This is a genomic window from Microbacterium sp. GXF0217, assembly GCF_054798195.1.
Map to the genome: position 1 here is coordinate 269,529 of NZ_JBSJZG010000001.1, position 23,102 is coordinate 292,630.

26 protein-coding genes are annotated in these 23,102 nt (G+C 68.8%); 15 read left to right on the plus strand and 11 right to left on the minus strand.

Translation table 11 applies throughout. The annotated features are described in order from the left end of the window. Positions 1–9: 9 nt before the first annotated feature. The 4 genes from ACWAT3_RS01355 to ACWAT3_RS01370 all read left to right on the plus strand — a co-directional run bounded on the left by ACWAT3_RS01355 (position 10) and on the right by ACWAT3_RS01370 (position 3,548). On the plus strand, positions 10–582 hold the full coding sequence (locus ACWAT3_RS01355; RefSeq protein WP_460795267.1) for a biotin transporter BioY: 573 nt from the start codon (positions 10–12) through the stop codon (positions 580–582). Next, positions 572–1,264 carry an energy-coupling factor ABC transporter ATP-binding protein gene (locus tag ACWAT3_RS01360; protein WP_460795268.1) on the plus strand — a complete coding sequence of 231 codons (693 nt, stop codon included), beginning with the start codon at positions 572–574 and terminating at the stop codon, positions 1,262–1,264. Before ACWAT3_RS01355 ends, ACWAT3_RS01360 begins: the two co-directional genes overlap by 11 nt. Beyond that, entirely contained in the window at positions 1,261–1,854 is a 594-nt protein-coding gene (locus ACWAT3_RS01365; protein WP_460795270.1) for a CbiQ family ECF transporter T component, read from the plus strand. Before ACWAT3_RS01360 ends, ACWAT3_RS01365 begins: the two co-directional genes overlap by 4 nt. A 95-nt stretch (positions 1,855–1,949) precedes the next feature. Next, the gene (locus tag ACWAT3_RS01370; protein ID WP_460795850.1) at positions 1,950–3,548 is read left to right on the plus strand and encodes an ABC-F family ATP-binding cassette domain-containing protein; all 1,599 of its coding nucleotides are present in this window, start codon (positions 1,950–1,952) and stop codon (positions 3,546–3,548) included. A 153-nt stretch (positions 3,549–3,701) separates the two neighbouring features. Here ACWAT3_RS01370 and ACWAT3_RS01375 read toward each other — a convergent pair whose 3' ends face one another. Genes ACWAT3_RS01375 through ACWAT3_RS01390 form a run of 4 tightly spaced genes read right to left on the minus strand, consistent with a single transcriptional unit; the run spans position 3,702 to position 5,673 of the window. Beyond that, entirely contained in the window at positions 3,702–4,517 is an 816-nt protein-coding gene (locus tag ACWAT3_RS01375) for an SURF1 family cytochrome oxidase biogenesis protein (RefSeq protein WP_460795271.1), read from the minus strand. Further along, positions 4,514–4,708 carry a hypothetical protein gene (locus tag ACWAT3_RS01380; RefSeq protein ID WP_460795273.1) on the minus strand — a complete coding sequence of 65 codons (195 nt, stop codon included), beginning with the start codon at positions 4,706–4,708 and terminating at the stop codon, positions 4,514–4,516. The genes ACWAT3_RS01375 and ACWAT3_RS01380 overlap by 4 nt, the downstream gene beginning before the upstream one ends. Further along, positions 4,705–5,055, minus strand: a complete 351-nt coding sequence (locus ACWAT3_RS01385) for a DUF3099 domain-containing protein (protein ID WP_460795274.1) — start codon at positions 5,053–5,055, stop codon at positions 4,705–4,707. Before ACWAT3_RS01385 ends, ACWAT3_RS01380 begins: the two co-directional genes overlap by 4 nt. Before the next feature lie 42 nt (positions 5,056–5,097). Beyond that, positions 5,098–5,673, minus strand: coding sequence for a DUF4190 domain-containing protein (locus tag ACWAT3_RS01390; protein WP_460795276.1), 576 nt, complete (start codon positions 5,671–5,673; stop codon positions 5,098–5,100). A gap of 103 nt (positions 5,674–5,776) precedes the next feature. On the opposite strand from ACWAT3_RS01390, the gene fabG reads away from it, so the two are divergent. Beyond that, the gene (gene fabG / locus ACWAT3_RS01395) at positions 5,777–6,487 is read left to right on the plus strand and encodes a 3-oxoacyl-ACP reductase FabG (protein WP_460795277.1); all 711 of its coding nucleotides are present in this window, start codon (positions 5,777–5,779) and stop codon (positions 6,485–6,487) included. An 18-nt stretch (positions 6,488–6,505) separates the two neighbouring features. Here fabG and ACWAT3_RS01400 read toward each other — a convergent pair whose 3' ends face one another. The 3 genes from ACWAT3_RS01400 to ACWAT3_RS01410 are packed head-to-tail and all read right to left on the minus strand — an operon-like array spanning position 6,506 to position 9,169. Continuing rightward, positions 6,506–7,204, minus strand: coding sequence for an alpha/beta fold hydrolase (locus tag ACWAT3_RS01400; RefSeq protein ID WP_460795278.1), 699 nt, complete (start codon positions 7,202–7,204; stop codon positions 6,506–6,508). A 32-nt stretch (positions 7,205–7,236) separates the two neighbouring features. After that, positions 7,237–7,872 carry a phosphoserine phosphatase SerB gene (gene serB / locus ACWAT3_RS01405; protein ID WP_460795280.1) on the minus strand — a complete coding sequence of 212 codons (636 nt, stop codon included), beginning with the start codon at positions 7,870–7,872 and terminating at the stop codon, positions 7,237–7,239. A gap of 52 nt (positions 7,873–7,924) precedes the next feature. Then, positions 7,925–9,169 carry a glucose-1-phosphate adenylyltransferase gene (locus ACWAT3_RS01410; protein ID WP_460795281.1) on the minus strand — a complete coding sequence of 415 codons (1,245 nt, stop codon included), beginning with the start codon at positions 9,167–9,169 and terminating at the stop codon, positions 7,925–7,927. Positions 9,170–9,215: 46 nt separating this feature from the next. On the opposite strand from ACWAT3_RS01410, the gene glgA reads away from it, so the two are divergent. The 3 genes from glgA (at position 9,216) to ACWAT3_RS01425 (ending at position 11,541) form a co-directional block, all read left to right on the plus strand. Then, positions 9,216–10,400, plus strand: a complete 1,185-nt coding sequence (gene glgA, locus ACWAT3_RS01415; RefSeq protein ID WP_460795282.1) for a glycogen synthase — start codon at positions 9,216–9,218, stop codon at positions 10,398–10,400. A 17-nt stretch (positions 10,401–10,417) separates the two neighbouring features. Next, a complete protein-coding gene (locus tag ACWAT3_RS01420) occupies positions 10,418–11,200 on the plus strand; it encodes an ABC transporter ATP-binding protein (RefSeq protein WP_460795284.1) in 783 nt (260 codons plus the stop codon). An 86-nt stretch (positions 11,201–11,286) separates the two neighbouring features. After that, positions 11,287–11,541, plus strand: a complete 255-nt coding sequence (locus tag ACWAT3_RS01425) for a type B 50S ribosomal protein L31 (RefSeq protein WP_179438025.1) — start codon at positions 11,287–11,289, stop codon at positions 11,539–11,541. Between the two features lie 62 nt (positions 11,542–11,603). Here the strand turns inward: ACWAT3_RS01425 and ACWAT3_RS01430 are convergent, their stop codons facing one another. Both ACWAT3_RS01430 and ACWAT3_RS01435 read right to left on the minus strand, forming a co-directional pair. Further along, entirely contained in the window at positions 11,604–11,900 is a 297-nt protein-coding gene (locus ACWAT3_RS01430; RefSeq protein WP_460795286.1) for a hypothetical protein, read from the minus strand. 41 nt (positions 11,901–11,941) lie between these two features. After that, complete coding sequence (locus ACWAT3_RS01435) at positions 11,942–12,664, minus strand: exonuclease domain-containing protein (protein WP_460795288.1); 723 nt, start codon at positions 12,662–12,664, stop codon at positions 11,942–11,944. A gap of 76 nt (positions 12,665–12,740) precedes the next feature. On the opposite strand from ACWAT3_RS01435, the gene ACWAT3_RS01440 reads away from it, so the two are divergent. Next, positions 12,741–13,637 carry an alpha/beta fold hydrolase gene (locus tag ACWAT3_RS01440; RefSeq protein ID WP_460795289.1) on the plus strand — a complete coding sequence of 299 codons (897 nt, stop codon included), beginning with the start codon at positions 12,741–12,743 and terminating at the stop codon, positions 13,635–13,637. On the opposite strand, the gene ACWAT3_RS01445 is transcribed toward ACWAT3_RS01440, so the two are convergent. Next, the gene (locus ACWAT3_RS01445) at positions 13,609–14,082 is read right to left on the minus strand and encodes an Lrp/AsnC family transcriptional regulator (protein ID WP_429460533.1); all 474 of its coding nucleotides are present in this window, start codon (positions 14,080–14,082) and stop codon (positions 13,609–13,611) included. The two genes, ACWAT3_RS01440 and ACWAT3_RS01445, sit on opposite strands and share 29 nt — an antisense overlap. Before the next feature lie 171 nt (positions 14,083–14,253). On the opposite strand from ACWAT3_RS01445, the gene pdhA reads away from it, so the two are divergent. From pdhA to ACWAT3_RS01460, 3 genes are read left to right on the plus strand one after another with little or no spacing between them, the layout of a single operon-like run. Then, a complete protein-coding gene (gene pdhA, locus ACWAT3_RS01450; RefSeq protein ID WP_460795291.1) occupies positions 14,254–15,369 on the plus strand; it encodes a pyruvate dehydrogenase (acetyl-transferring) E1 component subunit alpha in 1,116 nt (371 codons plus the stop codon). Between the two features lies 1 nt (position 15,370). Continuing rightward, entirely contained in the window at positions 15,371–16,381 is a 1,011-nt protein-coding gene (locus ACWAT3_RS01455) for an alpha-ketoacid dehydrogenase subunit beta (protein ID WP_460795293.1), read from the plus strand. Further along, positions 16,378–17,742 carry a dihydrolipoamide acetyltransferase family protein gene (locus ACWAT3_RS01460; protein ID WP_460795295.1) on the plus strand — a complete coding sequence of 455 codons (1,365 nt, stop codon included), beginning with the start codon at positions 16,378–16,380 and terminating at the stop codon, positions 17,740–17,742. The genes ACWAT3_RS01455 and ACWAT3_RS01460 overlap by 4 nt, the downstream gene beginning before the upstream one ends. A 13-nt stretch (positions 17,743–17,755) precedes the next feature. Here the strand turns inward: ACWAT3_RS01460 and ACWAT3_RS01465 are convergent, their stop codons facing one another. Further along, a complete protein-coding gene (locus tag ACWAT3_RS01465; protein WP_460795296.1) occupies positions 17,756–18,343 on the minus strand; it encodes a TetR/AcrR family transcriptional regulator in 588 nt (195 codons plus the stop codon). A gap of 98 nt (positions 18,344–18,441) precedes the next feature. Here ACWAT3_RS01465 and ACWAT3_RS01470 point away from each other — a divergent pair, with 98 nt between their 5' ends. Genes ACWAT3_RS01470 through ACWAT3_RS01480 form a run of 3 tightly spaced genes read left to right on the plus strand, consistent with a single transcriptional unit; the run spans position 18,442 to position 23,097 of the window. Then, complete coding sequence (locus ACWAT3_RS01470; RefSeq protein WP_460795298.1) at positions 18,442–19,995, plus strand: carboxyl transferase domain-containing protein; 1,554 nt, start codon at positions 18,442–18,444, stop codon at positions 19,993–19,995. Next, positions 19,995–21,956: an acetyl/propionyl/methylcrotonyl-CoA carboxylase subunit alpha gene (locus ACWAT3_RS01475; RefSeq protein WP_460795300.1), complete on the plus strand. Its 1,962-nt coding sequence runs from the start codon at positions 19,995–19,997 to the stop codon at positions 21,954–21,956. Before ACWAT3_RS01470 ends, ACWAT3_RS01475 begins: the two co-directional genes overlap by 1 nt. Continuing rightward, positions 21,949–23,097, plus strand: a complete 1,149-nt coding sequence (locus ACWAT3_RS01480; protein ID WP_460795301.1) for an acyl-CoA dehydrogenase family protein — start codon at positions 21,949–21,951, stop codon at positions 23,095–23,097. Before ACWAT3_RS01475 ends, ACWAT3_RS01480 begins: the two co-directional genes overlap by 8 nt. Positions 23,098–23,102 lie beyond the last annotated feature (5 nt).

Below are 23,102 nucleotides of genomic sequence, written 5' to 3' on the forward strand. Positions count from 1 at the left end.
GAGGCACCCGTGTTCGAGACCCGCAGCGACGTCGGTCGCGATCTGGCCCGCATCGCGATCTTCGCGGCGCTCATCATCGTGCTGGGCATGGTGACGATTCCCCTCCCCACCGGGGTCCCCATCACCGGGCAGACGCTCGGCGTGATGCTCGCCGGAACCGTCCTCGGTCCGCGTCGTGGTCCCTTGGCCGTGCTCCTGGTGCTCGTGCTGGCGGTGATCGGTCTGCCGGTGCTCGCCGGAGGGCACGGCGGAATCGCCGCGTTCGTCGGACCGAGTGCCGGCTACCTGATCGGCTGGATCGTCGGAGCGTGCGTCACGGGTCTCATCGCGCACAGTGGCCGGATCACCTGGTGGCGCACCGGCCTCGCGACGCTCGTCGGCGGGATCGGAGCGGTCTACCTGCTCGGCATCCCTGTGCAGGCGGCCGTGATGGGCCTGGGGCTCGGCCCGACGGCGATGGCGAGTCTGATCTTCCTGCCTGGCGATGTGATCAAGGCCGTCGCCGCGACCGCTCTCACGCTCGCGCTGCGCCGGGCGTACCCACCCGCCTTCGGCGCACCTGTGCGCGCGCATGCCGTCTGAGACGCGGCTCGCCCCCATCGACCTGCAGGGGGTCTCGCTGGAGATCGACGGTCGGCGTGTGCTCTCGGACGTGGACATGGCGTTGACGGCTCGCCGGATCGCAGTGATCGGGGCGAACGGGTCGGGGAAATCAACGTTCGCGCGGCTCCTGAACGGCCTGATCACGCCGACCAAGGGCCGGGTGCGTGTGCTCGGACTCGACACCGTCAGGGAGCGCACAGCGCTGCGGCGGCGCGTCGGCTTCGTCTTCACCAATCCGGACGCGCAGATCCTGATGCCCACTCCTGCGGAGGATCTCGCGCTCTCGCTGCGCGGGCAGGACAAGCGCACGATCGAGGCGCGCGTCGCGCAGACGCTCGCCGAGCACGGGCTCGCCGACCACGCCGATGTTCCGGCATCCGCGCTGTCCGGCGGGCAGAAGCAGATGCTGGCGCTCGCCTCGGTGCTCATCACCGAACCGGAGCTCATCGTTGCAGACGAGCCGACCACGCTGCTGGACTTGCACAATGCGCGCCGCATCGGCGACCTGCTGCTGGCGCAGGACGCGCAGATCGTGCTCATCACGCATGATCTCGAGCTGGCGAAGCGATGCGACACCGCTGTGCTGTTCGAAAGCGGTTGCGTCGCGGGGGTCGGTGATCCTGCAGAGCTCATCCGCCGGTATCGCGGGGTGCACCCGTGAAGACCCTGTATCTGCCGGGATCGAGCGTGCTTCATCGCGCGCCGGCCGGCGCGAAGCTGGCAGGGCTGGCGGTGCTCGTGCTCCTCGTGTCGCTCTCCCCGGATGACCTCGCGAGCATCGGCATCGCGCTGGGCGTCGTCGTCGCGCTGTATGCACTCGCGCGGGTCCCGGTGCGGAGTTTCGCCGCCCAGGTGTGGCAGCTGCGGTGGATGGTCGTCGTGATGTGTGGGCTGCTGCTCGTGTTCTCCTCACCGCACGCCGCGCTGATCGGCACGGGCCGCGTCGTCGCCATCGTGCTCCTGGCCGGCCTGCTCACCCTCACGACGACGATGGGCGACCTGCTCGCCGTGCTGCAGAGGATGCTCCAGCCGCTGACGCGCTTCGGAGTCGATCCGCCGGCGGTGGCGATGACCGTGTCGCTGACGATCACGATGGTTCCGGTGGTGGCTGGTTTCGCCGCCAGGGTGGGTGAGGCGCAGCAGGCGCGCAGCGTGCGTCTCGGCATCCGCGCGGCCGTGCCGTTGTTCGTCCTGGCGCTGCGTCATGCCGACGATGTCGGGGACGCACTGGCCGCGCGGGGACTGGTGTAGCCCGAGTCGGGGGAGCACCCATCGTGCCCGATCTATACTGGGAGGCTGGCCCCTTCTCCGGCCGCATCCACCCCCTGACGAAACGGACGTCCGCTGTGCTTGCCGTGCACGAACTCGAGATCCGCGTTGGCGCGCGCCTGCTGATGGAGAACGTGTCGTTCCGCGTATCCGACGGCGACAAGATCGGCCTCGTCGGCCGCAACGGCGCGGGGAAGACCACGCTGACCAAGGTGCTGGCCGGCGATGTCCTGCCCTCCGGCGGCAGCGTGACGCGCTCAGGAGAACTCGGCTATCTGCCGCAGGATCCGCGCTCCGGCGACCCGGAGATGCTCGCACGCACCCGCATCCTCGATGCCCGCGGTCTGGGCACGCTCGCGCTCGGCATGGCCGAGGCGACGGTGGCGATGGGGTCGGACGACCCTGCCGTGGCCGAGAAGGCGATGAAGAAGTACGCCAGGCTCACCGAGCAGTTCGAGGGGCAGGGCGGGTACGCCGCCGAGGCGGAGGCCGCATCGATCGCGAACAACCTGTCGTTGCCTGACCGCATCCTCGACCAGCCGCTCAAGACGCTCTCCGGTGGTCAGCGCCGCCGCATCGAGTTGGCCCGCATCCTGTTCTCCGATGCCGAGACCATGATCCTCGACGAGCCGACCAACCACCTCGACGCCGACAGCGTCGTCTGGCTGAGGGAGTTCCTCAAGGGGTACAAGGGCGGTCTGATCGTGATCAGCCACGACGTCGAGCTCGTCGGCGAGACCGTCAACCGCGTGTTCTACCTCGACGCGAACCGTCAGGTCATCGACGCGTACAACATGAACTGGAAGAATTACCTCCGCCAGCGCGCCGCCGACGAGGAGCGCCGCAAGAAGGAGCGCGCCAACGCCGAGAAGAAGGCCACGACGCTGCAGCAGCAGGCAGCCCGATTTGGTGCGAAGGCTTCAAAGGCCGCCGCCGCTCACCAGATGGTCGCGCGCGCCGAGAAGCTGCTCGCAGGGCTCGATGACGTGCGCCAGGTCGACCGCGTCGCGAAGCTCCGCTTCCCGAAGCCGGCACCGTGCGGCAAGACTCCGCTGATGGCGTCCGGACTCTCGAAGTCGTACGGCTCGCTGGAGATCTTCACCGACGTCGACCTGGCGATCGATCGCGGCTCGAAGGTCGTCGTGCTCGGGCTCAACGGCGCGGGCAAGACCACGCTGCTGCGTATGCTCGCCGGCGTGGACCAGCCGGATACGGGTCAGCTCGAGCCCGGTCACGGTCTGAAGGTGGGCTACTACGCGCAGGAGCACGAGAACCTCGACGTCTCGCGTTCGGTGCTCGAGAACATGGTCTCGGCCGCTCCGCACATCACCGAGACCGAGGCGCGCAGGGTGCTCGGATCGTTCCTGTTCACGGGTGACGACGTGCTGAAGCCGGCCGGTGTCCTCTCCGGTGGTGAGAAGACGCGTCTGTCGCTGGCGACCCTCGTGGTGTCTTCCGCGAACCTGCTGCTGCTCGATGAGCCGACGAACAACCTTGATCCCGCGTCCCGCGAGGAGATCCTCGATGCGCTCGCGCACTACGAGGGCGCCGTGGTGCTCGTCTCGCACGACCCCGGTGCCGTGCAGTCGCTGAACCCCGAGCGAGTGCTGATCCTGCCCGACGGGGTTGAGGACATCTGGAGCCAGGAGTACCAGGACCTCATCGAGCTGGCCTGAGCCCGGCGCGCGTCGCGTAGCACGCATCCCGTCGCCAGCGTCGGAGATAGTGCGAGCGTCAGACGGATTCCGTGATTCGCGTCCGACGGAGGGGATTTCTCCGACGCAGCGACCGCGGTAACAGCCGCGCGGGGACTGCGAGCCCCGGACCGCTCAGTGCGCAGCGTCGAGCAGCTCGTCCTCGGTGTCCGCATCCCTGTCACGGCGGCGCGTCTTCTTCGGTGCGGCCGGGCGCCCCTCGACCTCTTCGCGATGCTTCGTGATCTCGGTCCGGATGATGTAAGCGATGAAGACGAAGCCCATGATCGCGAACAGGATCCACTGGATCGCGTAGGAGAAGTTCATCCCCGGATCAGCAGTGGGCCGGTCGAATCCGCCGAGCTGCTCAGCATCCGCCGACTCGCTCACCAGCTGGCCGTAGGCCTGCGTGATGACGTCGTCCTCGGTCAGCCGATCGGCGATCGTCGGCACATGGATCGTCGGGACCTGACCCTCCGGGGCGCCGCGGCCGGAAGAGGGCAGTGGTTCCGTCGGGCGCAGTCGGACGATGATCTCGACCTCGCCCCGCGGCGGGGCGGCGATCGAGTCCGGCAGCGCGCCCTCACCCGGCGGCACCCATCCGCGGTCGACGATGAGGCTCCGACCCTCGGTGTCCCGGAACGGCACGAGCACCTCGAAGGCGCTGGTGCCTCCGTGCGGACGGTTGCGCACGAGCATCTGCTCGTCGGCCAGATACTCGCCTTCGAGCCTGACAGGTCGCCATTCGTCGTCTGCGGCCAGAGCGCCGTCCGAACCGACGACGTCGGACAGCGGAACAGGGTCGGCGTCGTAGTTGCGCTCGATGAGAGCGAGCTCGGCGCTGCGCGTCTCACTGCGGTCGAACTGCCACTGCGACAGGAAGGCGCACGCCACGGCGAATCCGATCGCGACGAGGACGTAGATGCCCCAGCGCACGAATCGATTGCTCACTCCGGTACCTCCGTTCGCACGGTCACCGGGAAGTCGCGGGCCCGCAGATAGTCACTCAGAAAGCCGACATGCGCCTCGCACGCGAGCCAGATCTTCTCGCGATCCGCCGCGTGGATCCGCGGATTGCGCCACACGACCTGATGGGTTGCGGTGTCACGGCATCCAGCGCGGGAGCATTCCAGATCCGTCACGACTCGCTGGTCCGGCCATGCTCAGCGATGCGGATGACCGTCGGGCGGCCTGGCTCGACGTCCGGCGTCGCCGGAGGCGCATCCAGAGCCTGCTGCGGCGATTCCGCCCGCGTCACGCTGCTGTCGCTTCCGGCGTTCGCAGCGACGACGGCGATATAGGGCAGCACAGCAGCGGCGATCGCGAATACCCAGGTGTACCAGCCGTACGGCGTGACGAACAGGGTGAGCGCGAAGCACACCATGCGGATGCTCATCGAGATCAGATACCGGCGCGTGCGCGAGTCAGCCTCGACCTTCGGCGCCTGCGGAAGCGAGGTGACGGATGCGGCGTCACGGGAGCGTTTCACGATGCATCCAGCCTACGCCGCATGCGGCGCGGCGGATGCCCGTCAGGAGTTCCAGATGAACGGGAGGGAGAAGGCTCCGAACACCACGGCGGCGATGATGGCGACGACGACCAGGATGACGGTCAGCGCGATCGGGATGTATCCGAGGACGAGTCCGGTGATCGCCATCCCGCGCCCGCCGACCGCGGGAGTCTTCTTGAGCTGCGACAGCGAGATGTGGCCGAGGATGACCGCGGCGACGGAGACGAGCACCGGGAACACGATGAAGAATGTCGCCCAGCCGAAGACTACGCCGACGATGCCGCACACCATGGCTGCGACCGCGGCGCCGTTGTTCGGGCGAGCGGCGTACACCGGCGCGCCGTAGCCGGGCGCGTAACCGGAAGCGGGGTAGCCCGCTGCGGGGTATACGGCGGTTCCCGGCGCCGGCTGACCGTATCCGGTCAGCGCAGGCGGCGTGTGGCCGGCCGGCGCGACGGGCACCTGAGCGCCGTACTGCGGTGGCGATGCGGGAGCGGAGGGCACCGTGGGCCGGCCGGCCGGCACGGCGCCGGGGTACTGAGCCTGCGGGGGCGTCCCCGGCAGGGGCGGCGGGGTGGGGATGCTGCTGTCGCTCACGGTGCGCCTTTCGTCAGGGACAGGCTCCCAGGCGCGTCAGGCACTGTCAAACGCCCCGATAGGATTGCCACGCCGGAAATCGATCGAGCGGGAGTGCTGACACATGAGCGAAGGACGCGTGGTCCTGGTCACCGGAGGAAACCGCGGCATCGGGCGCGCCATCGCCGAGCGCTTCGTCCGCGACGGCTATCGCGTCGCGGTCACCGCTCGCAGCGGAGAAGGCCCCGAAGGCACTCTCACGGTCCGCGCCGATGTGACGGATGCTGCAGCTGTCGACGCCGCCTTCACCGAGGTCGAGAGCACGCTCGGTCCGATCGAGGTCGTCGTGGCGAACGCGGGCATCACGAAGGACACGCTCCTGCTGCGCATGAGCGAAGACGACTTCGACAGCGTGATCTCGACGAACCTCGGCGGATCCTTCCGCGTCGTCAAGCGCGCATCGAAGGGAATGCTGCGCGCCCGCTTCGGTCGCGTCATCCTCATCTCCAGCGTCGTAGGGCTCTACGGATCCGCCGGGCAGATCAACTACGCCGCCTCCAAGAGCGCGCTGGTCGGCTTCGCCCGCTCGCTCACCCGCGAGCTCGGCGGACGCGGGATCACCGCGAACGTCGTCGCGCCGGGCTTCATCGAGACCGACATGACGGCTGAGCTCCCCGAGGAGACCCAGAAGCAGTACAAGTCGAACATCCCCGCCGGCCGCTTCGCGACGGCCGACGAGGTCGCCGGCGTCGTCACCTGGCTCGCCGGCGATGACGCCGCGTACATCTCGGGTGCGGTCATCCCGGTCGACGGCGGCCTCGGCATGGGGCACTGACCGCGACGCTTCGCCTGTTCAGGATGCTTCGGCCACGGTATCCAGGATCAGCTGAGCGAGTCGGTCGGGAACGCTGAACTGCGGCCAGTGACCGGATCCGATGCGGATCACCGTGGTGTCGGAGATCGCCGCGTACTCTGCGGCGAACGGGGGCCATTCGGCCAGTGCCGCCTCGAACGCCTGCTGGTCCATCATTCCCATGAGGAGCGTGACGGGCACGCGCCGGCGGTCGCCCGTCAGAGCGATGGGATCAGTCGGAACGCGCGCGGGGACGCTCTGCATCGTCGGCGCCGTCCTCTCACGGATCTCGGGCGTGAGATCGGACACGTCCTCGGCGGGGAAGAAATCCCAGCCGGGGAAGGGGATGACGCCGTCGACGAGCTCGAACTCCGAGATGCCGAAACCCGGTGCGGGCGGCGCGGAGTCGACGAAGACGACGCGCGCGACCCTGTCAGGTCGCGCATCCGCGGCGCCCCACACCACGTTTCCTCCGCCCGAGTGGCCGACGAGCACGACAGGGCCGGTGAGCTCATCAATGCGCTCCACCACGGCGTTCACCCAGTCCGCGATGCCGACATCGCCGGATGCGGCAGCGGGCGCGCCGAGTCCTGGCATCGTCAGCGGATGCACGCGGTGCCCCGCCGCAGTGAGAGCGGGCATCACGTCGTCCCACGATGACGCGTCGAGCCAGAGTCCCGGAACCAGGATGATGTCCATGCCACGAAGGTAATCGGGGCATCGAACACGCGCTAGGGGAGCAGCGGGATCACCTCGCGCAGATCGACGGCGCCGATCACGAGGCTGGCGCGTTCGCGCACGGGCGGCTTGGCGTTGAAGGCGAGCCCGAGGCCCGCGACGGACATCATCCGCAGGTCGTTCGCTCCATCGCCGATCGCGATCGTCGCCCGATCGCGCACGCCCAGTTCGTCAGCCCACTCGAGAAGCGACGCCGCCTTCGCCTCGCCATCGACGATATCGCCGTCCACGCGTCCCGTCAGCGCGTCGCCCTCGATCTCGAGACGGTTCGCGCGCCACCGATCGACGCCGAGCACCGGTGCGATGTGGTCGAGGATCTCGTGGAACCCACCGGAGACGACCCCGACGACGCCACCGCGCTCGTGCACGGCCGCGGTCAGTTCGCGCACCCCGGGGGTCGGCTCGATGCGCGCGCGGACGCGCTCGAACGCCGAGGTCGGCACGCCGGTCAGCGCCTCCACGCGAGAGCGAAGACTTGCGGCGAAATCGACCTCGCCGCGCATGGCGGCCTCGGTGGCCGCCTGGACCTCGTCGCGGCGCCCCGCTTCGTCGGCGAGAAGCTCGATCACCTCGTTGCGGATGAGGGTCGAATCGGCATCGAGGACGACGAGGAAGCGCGCGGAACTCACGCGTGAAAGCCTAGGGCACGGCCGAACGTCGCTCGTCCCGCATGACCCGGTCTCAGCGGTCGATGCGGATGCCCTTGCCGACCACCGTGATCCCGGACTCCGTGACCGTGAACCCACGGGCGAGGTCGCGTTCGCGGTCGACTCCGACCGTGGCGCCATCTTCGAGGATCACGTTCTTGTCGAGAACCGCGCGGTGGATCCGCGCCCCTTGACCCACGCGCACGTGGTCGAACAGCACCGAGTCGGTGATGGTCGATCCGCCACCCGCGAGGGTGCCTGGTCCCACGACGCTGCGTTCCAGATGAGTGCCGGACAGCACGGAGCCGAGCGACACGATCGAGTCGATCGTGTTGCCGATCCGTCCCACCGCATCGCGGACGAACTTCGCCGGCGGAGCATTCACGCTCTGCGTGCGGATCGGCCACGCCGTGTTGTAGAGGTTGAAGACGGGGAGCGTCGAGATCAGGTCCATGTGAGCGTCGAAGAACGAGTCGATCGTTCCGACATCGCGCCAGTACGCACGATCCCGCGGCGAGGAACCGGGGACGTCGTTCTGCTTCATGTCGTAGTACCCGGCTTCGCCGCGGTTCACGAAGTACGGGATGATGTCGCCGCCCATGTCGTGACCGGAAGTCGGCAGTTCGCCGTCCGCCTCGACGGCCGCGATGAGGGCATCCGTGTCGAAGATGTAGTTGCCCATCGACACCAGCACCTCGTGCGGCGAATCGGCGAGGCCCTCGGCATCCGTCGGCTTCTCCAGGAAGTCCCTGATCAGGCCGGAGCCGTCCGGATCCGCATCGATCACGCCGAACTGGTTCGCCAGGGCGAGCGGCTGACGGATGCCGGCGACGGTCGCCTTCGCGCCCGACGCGACGTGCGCCTTGAGCATCTGCCGGAAGTCCATCCGGTACACGTGATCGGCCCCGATCACGACGACGATGTCCGGCTTCTCGTCGTTGATGAGGTTGAGGCTCTGCAGGATCGCGTCGGCGGACCCGGAGAACCAGCGCTTGCCCAGGCGCTGCTGCGCGGGGACGGATGTGACGTAGGAGTCGAGCAGCGCCGACATCCGCCACGTCTGGGAGATGTGACGATCCAGACTGTGCGATTTGTACTGCGTGAGCACGACGACCTGTCGCAGGCCCGAGTTGATCAGGTTGGAGATGGCGAAGTCGATGAGGCGGTACTGCCCGCCGAACGGAACCGCGGGTTTCGCTCGATCCGCCGTGAGAGGCATGAGTCGCTTGCCCTCACCGCCGGCGAGGATGATGCCGAAAACCTTCTGCGGAGCCGCCATGGCTCCACCATAGATGCACGAGGCCGCGCTGTACTACGTTTCAGACATGCGCGTCGACATGATCACGAAGGAATACCCGCCGGAGATCTACGGAGGGGCAGGTGTCCACGTCACAGAGCTCGTCACGGCGCTGCGCCGCAGCATCGAGGTGCAGGTCCGTGCGTTCGGCGCCGACCGTGCGGAACCCGGTGTGAGCTCGTACCGCACGCCGCCGGAACTCGCCGACGCGAACCCGGCGATCCAGACGCTCGGCACCGACTTGAGCATGATCGGCGACATCGCCGGAGCGGATCTCGTGCACTCGCACACCTGGTACGCGAACTTCGCCGGCCACATCGCCTCGCAGCTGCACGGCATCCCGCACGTGCTGACCGCGCACAGCCTGGAGCCGCTGCGGCCGTGGAAGGCCGAGCAGCTCGGCGGCGGCTACGCGGTGTCCAGCGGGATCGAGCGGCTCGCCTACGAGAACGCAGCGGCCATCGTCGCCGTGAGCGCCGGCATGCGTGCCGACATCCTGCGCAGCTATCCGCAGGTGGACCCTGCGCGCGTGCGCGTCATCCACAACGGAATCGACGTCGACCAGTGGCATCCGGTCTCCGATCCCGGATTCCTCGCGAGCATCGGGATGGACCCGGATCGGCCGTCCGTCGTGTTCGTCGGCCGCATCACGCGTCAGAAGGGTCTGCCGTATCTGCTGCGCGCCGTCGCCGAGCTTCCGCGCGAGGTGCAGATCGTGCTCTGCGCCGGCGCGCCGGACACCCCGGAGATCATGGCCGAGGTGCAGGAGGGCGTCCGCCTGCTCCAGCAGACCAGAGACGGCGTGATCTGGATCGAGCGGATGCTGCCGAGAGCCGAACTCTCCGCGATCCTCACAGCGGCGACCGCATTCGTGTGCCCGTCGGTGTACGAGCCGCTCGGGATCGTGAACCTCGAGGCGATGGCCTGCGGAGCTGCGGTCGTCGGTACCGCGACGGGCGGCATCCCCGAGGTTGTGGACGAATCCGTCACCGGACGTCTGGTGCCGATCGAGCAGGTTCAGGACGGCACGGGGACGCCGGTGGATCCGGACCGCTATGTGTCGGATCTCGCCGCGGTGCTGACCGAAGTCGTCGGCGATCCGCAGCGCGCGGAGCAGTACGGAGCTGCGGGGCGGGAACGCGCGCGCACCCGGTTCAGCTGGGAGGCGATTGCCGACACCACGCGTGAGCTCTACCGGGAGCTCGCCGGCTGAGCCGTTAGGCTGAAGACATGCCGAGTGCCCTGGATCTCACCGATGTCGTCGTGCGCCGCGATGGGCGGAACATCGTCGATCATGTGACCTGGCAGGTCGCAGACGACGAGCGCTGGGCCGTGCTCGGCCCGAACGGGGCGGGCAAGACCACGCTGCTGCAGCTGGCTGACACGCTGCTGCACCCCACGTCCGGCACCGTGACGGTCCTCGGGGAGACACTCGGCAGGAGCGACCTGTTCGAGGTGCGTCCGCGTATCGGGTTCGCCTCGTCCGCGATGGCCAAGCGCATTCCTCGCGATGAGACGGTGCTCAACGCCGTGCTGACCGCTGCCTACTCCGTGATGGGCCGCTGGAACGAGCAGTACGAGAACATCGACGAGCGCCGCGCCCTGCGTGTGCTGGGGGAGTGGAAGCTCGATCATCTTGCCGATCGCCTGTTCGGAACGCTGAGCGACGGCGAGCAGAAGCGCGTGCAGATCGCGCGCGCGGTCATGACCGACCCTGAGCTGCTGCTGCTGGACGAGCCGACCGCGTCGCTGGATCTCGGATCCCGTGAGGAGCTGCTCGCCCTGCTGAGCGGCTATGCCTCGTCGCCGACCACGCCGGCGATGGTCATGGTCACACACCATGTCGAGGAGATCCCGGTCGGCTTCACCCACGCGCTGCTCGTGCGCGACGGCGCTGCCGTCGCCCAGGGTCCGATCGCGCAGGCCCTCACCTCCGAGTCGCTGACCGAGGCATTCGGACTGCCGATCGCCCTGAGCGAGGACGCCGGCCGCTACGCGGCACGCGCGGCCTGATCTGCTAAACTGGATCCTCGGTGCGCTCTGCACCGACAGACTTCCCTCGTCCCTGGCACAATCCAGGGCGCCACGTAAGGAATCCCATGAAGACTGACATTCACCCCGACTACCAGGCAGTCGTGTTCCGCGACCTCGGCTCGGGAGAGACGTTCCTCACCCGTTCGACGGTGTCGAGCGACAAGACGATCGAGCTCGACGGCGTGGAGTACCCCGTCATCGACGTCGAGATCTCCTCGGCCTCGCACCCGTTCTACACGGGCAAGCAGCGCATCATGGACTCGGCCGGTCGCGTCGAGAAGTTCAACCAGCGCTTCAAGGGCTTCGGCGGCAGCAAGTAAGCAGCCACCCGCTTCACGAAGGTCCCGGCTCCATGGAGCCGGGACCTTCGTCGTTCACGGCGTCAGTCCGCGTCGACCTCGATGACGATGCGACCGTCGGCGCCCATCACACCAGGACCCTTGTCCGGCGTGGGCGCCGGGATCGACGCCCGCTGCTGTCGGTCGCGTTCCTGAGTCGCCTCATGCGCGCTCGGCGACCAGACGGCGTCGAAGACGCCCACGAGCCCAGCGTTCGCCATGCCGCGGTACTTCTCCTCGATGCTCCTGCGCGAGAACACATGCCGCAGGCCGGTGAACAGCAGCACCGGAAGCATGCCGAACACCACCGCGATGGTCATCCACCCCAGGAAATCGTTCACGCTGCGAGCCTAGGCATCCCGCGCGTCATCGGCATCCCCCGTCAGACGGAATCCGCGCCGTCCCGCACCGGCCAGGTGCCGTCGATGGTCTCTTCGGGCTCGAGCCGCCCGATGCTGATGAAGTACTCCGTGAGGCTCTCGGCCTGCGTGCGCGCCCAGCCGATCTGGCGCGTGTGCAGCTCGGTGGCGGTCGGCGGAAGGGCGAACCGGGCGGCGAGCGCCTGCGCGACGCGTCCGGCAGCGATCGCATCAGCCGACGCCTCGTGCGCGGCGTCGAGGGCCACCGCATAGTGCTCGGCGACGACCTCGAGAGTCCGCTTGCCGCGGCGGTAGCGGTCGACGGCTTTGTCGATGACGAGCGGATCGATCACGGGCGATGGGTCCTGCAGCGGCTCGATGCCGTGGCGGATGCACTCGTGGAACAGCAGCGAGAAGTCGTACGAGGCGTTGTAGGCGACGACGGGAATGCCCTGCGCGAGGAGTGCGCGCAGGGACCGGGTGATCTCCGCGACGACCTCGGCCGGCTGGCGGCCTTCACGACGGACGCGCTCGGTGGTGAAGCCATGGATCGCGGCGGCGCCATCGGGGATCGGGATGCCGGGGTCGGCGATCCACGAGCGGGCAGCGATCTGTCGTCCCTTCGCATCCAGGACACCCACATGAGCGGTAACGATGCGGTCGGTGCGGACGTCGACCCCCGTGGTCTCGAGGTCGAAGACGCCGACGCGGGTGAGCCAGTCGGGAAGCATGGTCTCGTCGGTCATGCTCTTCACGCTAGATCGAGGCTCCGACATCGCCGCGGAGGCTCTCCGGGGCACGGGCGCCCGTAGAATCGAAGTCATGTCTTCGCCCTACGCCGACCGATTGAACGCGCTGCCGGTTCGGCGCCGAGACGTCGAGGTCGGCGGCGGCACGACGGCGTACTGGGAGTACGGCGACCCCGAGCGCACGGGGCCGACGGTGATCGCCGTGCACGGATTCCGAGGAGAGCACCACGGTCTCGAGCCCGTGCTGGCCTACCTGCCCGATCTCCATGTGATCGCCCCCGACCTGCCGGGGTTCGGCGAGACCGCTCCCCTGCCCGGTGGCCGGCATGACCTCGATCGGTACGCCGAATGGCTGACCGAGTTCGCCGCACGCGTCGCCCCCGGAGCGGTGATCCTCGGCCACTCGTTCGGCTCGATCGTCGCCTCGGCCGCCGTCGCCGGCGGTCTGGAGACCCCTCGACTGATCCTGATCAACCCGATCGGCGCCCCCGCGCTCGAGGGACCCAAGGGCCTCATGACCCGTCTCGCGGTGCTCTACTACGCGCTGGGTGCGAAGCTGCCGAACCGGTGGGGAACAGCGTTGCTGCGCAACCGCGTGATCGTGCGCGTCATGAGCATCACGATGGCGAAGACGCGGGACCCCGAGCTGCGGCGCTTCATCCATGCGCAGCACGACACCTACTTCTCGCTGTTCGCGGACCGGGACGTCCTCAAGGACGCGTTCGTGGCCAGCGTGTCGCATGACGTGGGCGCGTTCGCGCCTCGGATCACGGAGCCGACGTTGCTCATCGCCGCGCAGCAGGACGACATCACGCCGATCGAGGCCGAGCGACTGCTCGCGACCCGGTTCCCGGATGCCGAGATCGTCGAGATCGCCGATGTCGGTCACCTGATCCACTACGAGACGCCGGCAGAGGCGGCCGGCGCGATCCGACGCTTCCTCAGGCTTCCCGTCGTGCAAGCCCGATGAGCCCGGCGACCCGGTAGGGGATCACCTCGCCCATCGCGAGCGACGTCTCCGTGCGCTCGACGCCTTCGATGGAGAGGATGCGGGCATCCGTGTCGAACAGGTGGCGCGCATCCCGGCAGGCCACGCTGGCGAGCAGATCGATCGAGCCGCTCAGGCCGTGCACCTGGAGGATCTCCGGGATCCGCGCGAGCTCCGCCGTGATCCGAGGCAGTTCCGTCTGGCGCAGTCCGATGCTGATGAAGGCCTGCAGCGGGAACCCGAGGACCTCGGGGGAGTACGCGCGTTCGTAGGAGAGGAGCACTCCGGTCTGCTCGAGCCTGGCCATCCGCGCCTGGATCGTGTTGCGCGACAGTCCGAGCCGTTCCGCGAGAGCCACGATCGTGGCGCGCGGATCCTCCGCGAGCGCCGTCAGCAGCTCGAGGTCGATGCGATCGAGGGTTGACATAGTGCCAAACGGTAGCACCCTCCAGAGCGCCGAGAATTCGCAACATGCTCAATGCCTGCGGAAATGCTTGAGCGACGTGATCAGCAGACGTAGCCTCGGAACAGCCGATGACGATGTCGGCGCCGTGCAGCACCGCCCCCACAAGGGGCGACGCGACCGAGGAGGACGAAGATGTCACCACAGACCACTCCGATCACCGACACCGCTCAGGACCTGGACCTCGTCGAGCGTCTGATAGCTCCGGATGGCACTCGTCTGACGCACCCCGATCTGGATCGGTACGTCGCAGACATCGATGCGGCCCGGCTTCGGGCGCTCCACCGCGACATGGTGGTGCTGCGACGAATCGATGCCGAAGGCTTCGCACTGCAGCGCCAAGGGCAGCTCGGCCTCTGGGCGCCCTGTCAGGGACAGGAGGCGGCGCAGATCGGCACCGCCCGCGCACTGGCACCGCAGGACTTCGTGTTCCCCAGCTACCGTGAAACCGGCGTCATCCTGGCGCGCGGTGCGGAGCCGGCCGACTTCGTGCGCACGTGGCGAGGTGAAGAGGGCGCGGCGTACGACCCGGATCGCCTGCGCTGCGCTCCGATGCAGATCATCATCGGTGCGCAGAGTCTGCACGCGGTCGGCTACGCGATGGGCATCCAGCGCGAGGGCACGGATGAAGTGGCCGTCGCATACTTCGGTGATGGCGCCACCAGCCAGGGCGATGTCAATGAGGCGATGATCTTCGCGTCGTCCTACGGCGTTCCTGCCGTGTTCGTCTGCCAGAACAACCACTGGGCGATCTCCGAGCCGGTCTCGGTGCAGTCGCGGTTCCCTATCGCCGGCCGTGCCCCGGCCTTCGGCATTCCCAGCCTCCGTGTCGACGGCAACGACGTCCTCGCTTGCCTGGCAGCGATGCGCTGGGCGCTCGATCACGCACGCAGCGGCAAGGGGCCGGCCTTCATCGAGGCCGTCACATACCGGATGGGCCCGCACACGACAGCCGACGACCCGACGCGCTACCGCGATCAGGCGGAGCTCGAGGCGTGGCGCACGCGCGATCCGATCGCGCGCCTGGAAGCCTTCCTGACGGCGCGCGGCGAGCTCGATGAGACGCAGGTCGCCGCCGCGCAGGCCGAGGCTGACATCGCAGCGCGCGAGATGCGCGCGGCCTGCATCGGGATGGTGACCCGCGAGCCGATGGCGGTCTTCGACGGCGTGTACGCCGAGCCGCACACCGGGCTCGCACGCGAACGGGACGCGTACGCGGCCTACCTGCACTCGTTCGACGAGGAGGCCTGAGATGACCGAGATGACGCTCGGCAAGGCGCTGGGCGCCGGCCTCGCGCAGGCGATGCGGGATGACGACAAGGTCGTGATCCTCGGCGAGGACATCGGTCGCCTCGGCGGCGTCTTCCGCATCACGGACGGCCTGATCGACGAGTTCGGTGCCGCACGCGTGATCGACACTCCGCTCGCGGAATCGGGCATCGTCGGCACCGCCGTTGGGCTGGCGTTCCGCGGCTACCGGCCCGTGGTCGAGATCCAGTTCGACGGCTTCGTGTATCCGGCGTTCGATCAGATCGTGTCGCAGGTCGCGAAGCTGCACTATCGCACGCAGGGCAGAGTTCGGATGCCGATCACGATCCGCATCCCGTGGGCCGGCGGCATCGGCGCCGCCGAGCATCACTCCGAGTCGCCGGAAGCGTACTTCGTCCACACCGCGGGGCTTCGGGTGATCGCGGTGTCGAATCCGCAGGACGCCTACCGGTGTCTGCGACAGGCGATCGCGAGCGACGATCCGGTGATCTTCTTCGAGCCGAAGCGCCTGTACCACCACAAGGGCGAGGTCGATCTGGAAGCACCCCTGGCGGATGCCGTGCCGATGGGGCTCGCCCAGGTGGTGCGTCAGGGCGCTGATGCCACGGTGCTCACGTACGGTGCGATGGTCACCACTGCGCTGGATGCCGCGGCCGCCGCCGAGGAGGACGGCATCGACCTCGAAGTGATCGATCTGCGATCGCTGTCCCCGGTGGATTACGACACCGTGGCGGCATCAGTGCGCCGCACCGGCCGCGTGGTCGTCGCACACGAGGCGTCCAGAGAAGCCGGTGTCGCCGCGGAGGTCATCGCGAGCGTCACGGAGCGCTGTTTCGAGTACCTCGAGGCTCCACCGCTGCGCGTCACCGGGCACGACATCCCGTACCCGCCGGCGAAGCTGGAGAAGCACCATCTGCCCGATCTCGACCGCATTCTGGACGCGGTGGACCGCGTGCTCGACCGCCCGAACAGCATGACGGAGGCAGGCGCATGACCACCGATTTCCGCCTTCCCGACCTGGGTGAGGGCCTCACCGAGGCCGAGATCGTGCAGTGGCTGGTGGCCCCGGGCGACACCGTCGCGCTCAATCAGACTCTCGCCGAGGTCGAGACGGCCAAGGCGATCGTCGAGCTCCCCTCGCCGTACGACGGCGTCGTCGCCACGCTGCATGCCGAAGCCGGCGACACGGTCGCCGTCGGCGCCCCGCTGATCGCGTTCGACATCGCGGGACCGTCCACGGATGCGCCGGATGCCGGTGAGGCGGCGACCACGGCATCCGACGCCGCCGAGCCTGCCGCGCAGGCGAACCTCGTGGGCTACGGCGCTGCGCCGACCGGCGGATCGCGTCCTGCGCGGCGCGCCCGCCGCACGGCCGACGCCGCATCCTCCGCCGTCGACACCGCCGTGCTCGAAGCGGCACCGCACGACGTGCTGCCGACAGGGCCGATCGAGACCGTCCAGGGGGAACGGCCGCGGTCGACGCCGCCGGTGCGCGCGTACGCAAAGGGTCTGGGCATCGACCTCGTGCTCGTCGCGGCCGAGGTCGGCGACCGCGCGATCACGCGCGTCGACGTCGACGCGTATGCCGAGCGCATCGCCCTCGCGGCCCCGGTGTCCCGCCCCGTCGCGCCTGCGAGCCCGCGCGACGTCGGAGAGCGCGAGACCAGGATCCCGATCCGCGGCGTGCGCAAGCACACCGCTCAGGCGATGGTCGACAGTGCGTTCACGGCACCGCACGTGACGTGCTTCCATACGGTCGATGTCACGGCGACCATGGAACTGATCGCGTCGCTGCGCGAAGACAAGTCGCTGGCAGGCACCCGAATCGGACCGCTCGTCGTGATCGCGAAGGCCGTGTGCCTCGCGCTGGGGCGCACCCCGGGGCTGAACTCGAGCTGGGACGCCGAAGCCGGCGAGATCGTCGAGCACCGCTACGTGGATCTGGGCATCGCCGCGGCGACCGAACGCGGGCTGATCGTCCCGAACATCCGGGATGCCGAGCGGATGTCTCTCACCGGACTCGCGGACGCGCTGGCGGGGCTCACCGATACGGCGCGATCGGGGCGCACATCGCCGGCGGAACTCGCCGGGGGGACGTTCTCGATCACGAACATCGGGGTGTTCGGCATCGACGCTGGAACGCCGATCCTGCCGCCGGGGCAATCCGGCATCCTCGCGGTCGGAGCCGTGCGCCCGCAGCCGTGGGTGCATAAAGGCGAGCTGGCGATTCGCCAGGTCATGACGCTGAGTCTGTCGTTCGATCACCGCGTCGTCGACGGGGCCGAGGGGGCGCGGTTCCTCAAGGACGTCGCCGACATCCTCGAGGAACCGGGCCGCGCGATGCTGATGGGTTGACGGCTCCGCGTCGTCAGGCCGTCAGCGCTGCGTACGCCATCTCCGCGAGGACGGCCGCCGTGGCTGCCTGCGTGCGTGAGGCCGAGCGGGTGCTGTGCGGGGTCGAGTTGATCAGACCGAACCCCGCCTGCACCCGCAGGCGCAGTTCGTCCGTGGACACGGCACGCAACGGCGAGAGCGCCGACATCCACAGCTCGATGTACGCGCGCTGCAGTCTTCGGACATCTGCGCGATCCTCTTCCGAAAGATGCGCGAGATCGCGGTCCTGCACGCGGATGACGTCGGCGTGGCCGAGCGCGAAGTCGACATGGAATCGGATGAGCGCGCGCACACGATCCTCGTCGCCGGACGCGGCTTCGGAGACGGCTGTTCCGCCCGCCACGAGGTCGCGGCTGACGCCGACGAGCAGTGCGCCCAGCAGAGCCTGCTTCCCGGAGAAGTGGCGGTACACGGCGGGCCCTGACACGCCGACCGCTGTGCCGATGTCCTCGAGGCTCACACCGGAGAAGCCCCGGTCGGCGAAGAGCGTGGCGGCCGCGGACAGCAGAGCGTCGGACCGCTCGGCCTTGGCGCGATCGCGCGCCGTGATCGGGGTTGTCATCTCAGTTAATGCTCGCTAACCTAAATGAACGGGTTAGTGCACACTAACCGACCGGACCGGTCGGGCACCAGCTCTCGTGTGTCGAGGAGGACGTCACGATGTCAGAGACGCAGCGCGAGCTCGCAGAGAGCCTTCGAGAGAAGCTGGCGCAGGCGGCGCTCGGGGGACCGGAGACGTCACGACGCCGTCACGTCCAGCGCGGCAAGCTGCTGCCGCGCGAACGCGTCGCGAGAGTGCTCGACGAGGGCAGCCCGTTCGTGGAAGTGGCGCCCCTGGCGGCCGACGGAATGTACGACGCCGAGGTTCCCGGCGCCGGCGTGATCGCCGGCATCGGACTGGTGCACGGCCGCCACGTCATGGTCGTCTGCAACGATGCGACGGTCAAGGGCGGCAGCTACCTGCCGATGACGGTGAAGAAGCATCTGAGGGCGCAGGAGATCGCCCTCGAGAATCGCCTTCCGTGCCTGTACCTCGTCGACTCCGGCGGCGCCTTCCTCCCCAAGCAGGACGAGGTCTTCCCCGACCGCGATCATTTCGGGCGCATCTTCTTCAACCAGGCGCGACTGTCGGCTGCCGGCATCCCGCAGCTCGCAGCTGTGCTCGGGTCCTGCACGGCCGGCGGCGCGTACGTGCCGGCGATGAGCGATGAGAGCGTGATCGTCCGCCGCCAGGGGACGATCTTCCTCGGCGGGCCGCCGCTCGTGAAGGCCGCGATCGGAGAGATCGTGTCCGCGGAAGAGCTGGGCGGGGGAGAGCTGCACGCCCGCCGCTCCGGCGTCGTCGACCATCTCGCTGAGGACGACGAGCACGCGCTCGAGATCCTGCGCGACATCGTGTCGACGCTGCCGGCGTCGCCGGAGCCGGCATGGGAGGTCCGCGAGAGCGTCGACCCGGCGGAGACGAGCAGCCTGTACGACGTGGTCCCGGTCGATGTGAACGCGGGCTACGACGTCCACGAGGTCATCATCCGCTTGATCGACGGCGGGTCCTGGCTGGAGTTCAAGCCCGACTACGGCGCGACGCTCGTCACCGGTTTCGCTCGTCTGCACGGCCATCCGGTCGGAATCGTCGCGAACAACGGCGTCCTGTTCAGCGAATCCGCTCTCAAGGGGGCGCACTTCATCGAGCTGTGCGATCAGCGCGGCATCCCGCTGCTGTTCCTGCAGAACATCACGGGATTCATGGTGGGGTCCGTCGCCGAGGCGGGCGGCATCGCGAAGGACGGCGCGAAGATGGTCACGGCCGTCGCCACCACGCGGGTTCCGAAGCTCACCCTCATCATCGGCGGATCGTTCGGAGCGGGCAACTACTCGATGTGCGGGCGCGCGTACTCGCCTCGCTTCCTGTGGACCTGGCCGGCGAGCCGCATCTCGGTCATGGGAGGCAACCAGGCGGCCTCGGTGCTCGCCACAGTCAAAGAGGATCAGCTCACGGCGCGCGGCGAATCCTGGACGGCCGACGAGCGCGCCGCGTTCGAGGAACCGATCCGCGAACAGTACGAGAACCAGGGCGAACCCTACTACGCGACCGCACGGCTCTGGGACGACGGCATCGTCGATCCTGACCGCACGCGCGACCTGCTGGGGCTCGCCCTCGATGTCGTCTCCCGCACTCCACTGCCTGCGCCGGGCTTCGGCGTCTTCCGGATGTGATGCCCGTGTTCTCCTCTGTCCTGATCGCGAATCGCGGTGAGATCGCTCGCCGGATCATCCGCACGCTCTCCGTTCTCGGCATCCGCAGCGTCGCCGTCTACTCCGATGCGGATGCCGGCGCCCCCCACATCCGAGAGGCGGACGAGGCGGTCCGGATCGGTCCGGCGCCCGCGCCGGAGTCGTATCTCGACGTCGAGGCGATCATCGCCGCGGCGCGGGAGAGCGGTGCGCAGGCGGTGCACCCCGGGTACGGCTTCCTGTCGGAGAGCGCGGCGCTGGCCGACGCCTGCGCGGACGCCGGCCTCACGTTCATCGGTCCAGGCGCACAGGCGTTGCAGATCATGGGCGACAAGGCCCGATCACGTGCTCACGTATCCGAGCGCGGCGTCCCGGTGGTCCCGGGTTTCGACGCAGCCGGCCTGTCGGACGCCGAGATCGGCGCGCGTGCCGCCGAGATCGGATACCCGTTGCTCGTCAAGCCCAGCGCCGGCGGCGGGGGAAAGGGCATGGAGGTCGTGCGCGGTGAAGACACTCTCGCTGCGGCGCTGAGCTCGGCGCGGCGGGTGGCAGCGGCATCCTTCGGCGATGACGCCCTCGTGCTCGAGCGCCTCATCGCTCGTCCGCGCCACCTCGAGGTGCAGGTGTTCGGCGACGCGCACAGCACCGTCGTCGCGATCGGCGAGCGCGAGTGCACGCTGCAGCGCCGACACCAGAAGGTCATCGAGGAGGCACCGGCACCAGGCATCTCCGATCGGCTTCGGGAGCGGCTGTGGAGCGAGGCCGTCCGCGTCGCGGCGAGCGTCGACTACGTCGGTGCAGGAACGGTGGAGTTCCTCGTCGATGCGGATGCTCCCGACGACGTGTTCTTCATCGAGATGAACACGCGGCTGCAGGTCGAGCACCCCGTGACCGAGGCGGTCACCGGGCTCGATCTCGTCGAACTGCAGCTGCGGGTCGCGGCCGGAGAAGCCCTGCCGGACATTCCGCAGACGAGAGGTCATGCGATCGAGGCGCGCGTCTACGCTGAGTCGCCCGAGCGCGGCTTCCTGCCCTCGACGGGAGACGTCCTGCGCTTCGTCGCACCGGTCGGCGTGCGTGTGGATGCCGCGATCGAGACCGGATCCGAGATCACCGGCTTCTACGACCCGATGATCGCGAAGGTCATCGCGCATGCGGATGATCGTGCGGCCGCCCTCGCGCAGCTCGATGAGGCGCTGGCGCAGACAGTCGTACTCGGCGTGGACACGAACATCGCCTTCCTGCGGACGCTGTGCGCGGATGAGCGCGTCATCGCTGCCGATCTGGACACCGGCCTGATCGAGACTCTGCTGCCGTTCGACGTTGCCGCGCCGTCCGCGCCCCTGCTGGATGCGGCGAGACGTGCATTGTGCGGTGAGACCGATTTCGCCGGGCGAAGTCTCACCGCGCAGCGTACGTCTCGTGCGGGCGCGGTCTGGGCCGCGCTGGCCGGGTGGCAGCTGAGCGGAACGGATGCCGCGGACAACGACGTCGCCTTCCTGACCGACGACGGCGACGTCGTCCGCGCCGACGCCCCTGCAGGTTCATCGAGCGACCGCAGCGCGTCGCCTCGCGTTCACGCCGAGGCCGCTGTCGCCGCGGATGGGTCCGTGTGGGCCGCCGAAGCCGGACGCACCGCGCGCCTGCAGCCCCTCACCCGACGTCAGGTCATGGAGCATCGTCTGGCGGCGAAGCATCCCGAGGCCGTCGCCACCCACCCGGATGTCCGTGCGCCGATGCCCGGCAGCGTTGTCGCGGTGCACGTCGCCGAGGGGGCGCGGGTCGCGCAGGGAGATGTCATCGCCTCGGTCGAGGCGATGAAGATGGAGCATCCGGTGCTCGCGCCGCACGACGGCACGGTGCACCTCCTGGTCGCGCAGGGCGACCAGGTGCGGCGCGACCAACCGGTCGCTCGCGTCGAGGCGGAGGAGAGCCATGACTGACCTGACCGAAGAAGAGCGCGAACTCGCCGGGATGGTCCGCGAGTTCGCCGATGCCGTCGTCGCACCGCAGGCCTATGAGGCCGACCGGACGCACACGCTCAGCATGGACGTGGTGCGGCAGATGGGCGATCTCGGGCTGTTCGGGCTGCCGTTCCCCGAGGAGGTCGGCGGACAGGGTGGCGATCTGATGGCCCTCGGCATCGCGATCGAGGCGCTCGGGCGGGTGGACCAGTCGATCGCGATCACGCTGGAGGCCGGTGTGAGCCTCGGCGCGATGCCGGTGTTCCGGTTCGGCACGAATGCCCAGCGCGAAGCGCTGCTGCCCGATCTGCTCGCCGGGCGTGCCCTCGCGGGGTTCGGTCTCACGGAGCCGGAGGCCGGCAGCGACGCCGGTGCCACGCGCACCACGGCCAGGCGCGACGGGGACGAGTGGGTGATCAACGGCGCGAAGCAGTTCATCACGAACTCCGGCACTCCGATCACCGCCTTCGTCACGGTGACGGCGGTCACCGGGGAGCGGGACGGCCGCAAGCAGATTTCGACCATCGTCGTCCCGAACGGGACGCCGGGGTTCACGGTCGAGCCGTCGTATGACAAGCTCGGCTGGCGGGCATCGGACACGCATCCGCTGACGTTCATCGATGCTCGGGTCCCCGCGGAGAACCTGCTCGGTGAGGAAGGACGGGGCTTCGCGAACTTCCTCAGCATCCTGGACGAGGGCCGCGTCGCGATCGCGGCGCTCTCCACGGGTGCGGCGGAGGGATGCCTCGAGCAGGCGACCGCCTACGCTCGCAGTCGCACGGTGTTCGGCGCCGCGCTCAGTACCCGGCAGAACGCACAGTTCACTCTCGCGCGCATGCGCGCACGCGTGCACACCGCACGACTCGCGTGGCACCACGCCGCGCGGCTGCGCGATGCGGGCCGGCGCATCGGCGAGGAGGCGGCGATCGCGAAACTGGTCGCGGGAGAGGCCGCGATGGACAACGCCCGTGATGCGACGCAGATCTTCGGCGGCAACGGCTTCATGGACGAGTTCCCCGTGGCGCGGCACTACCGCGACTCGAAGATCCTCGAGATCGGCGAGGGCACCACCGAGGTCCAGCTGCTCGTGATCGCACGGACACTGGGGCTCGCGGGGTAGCGTGG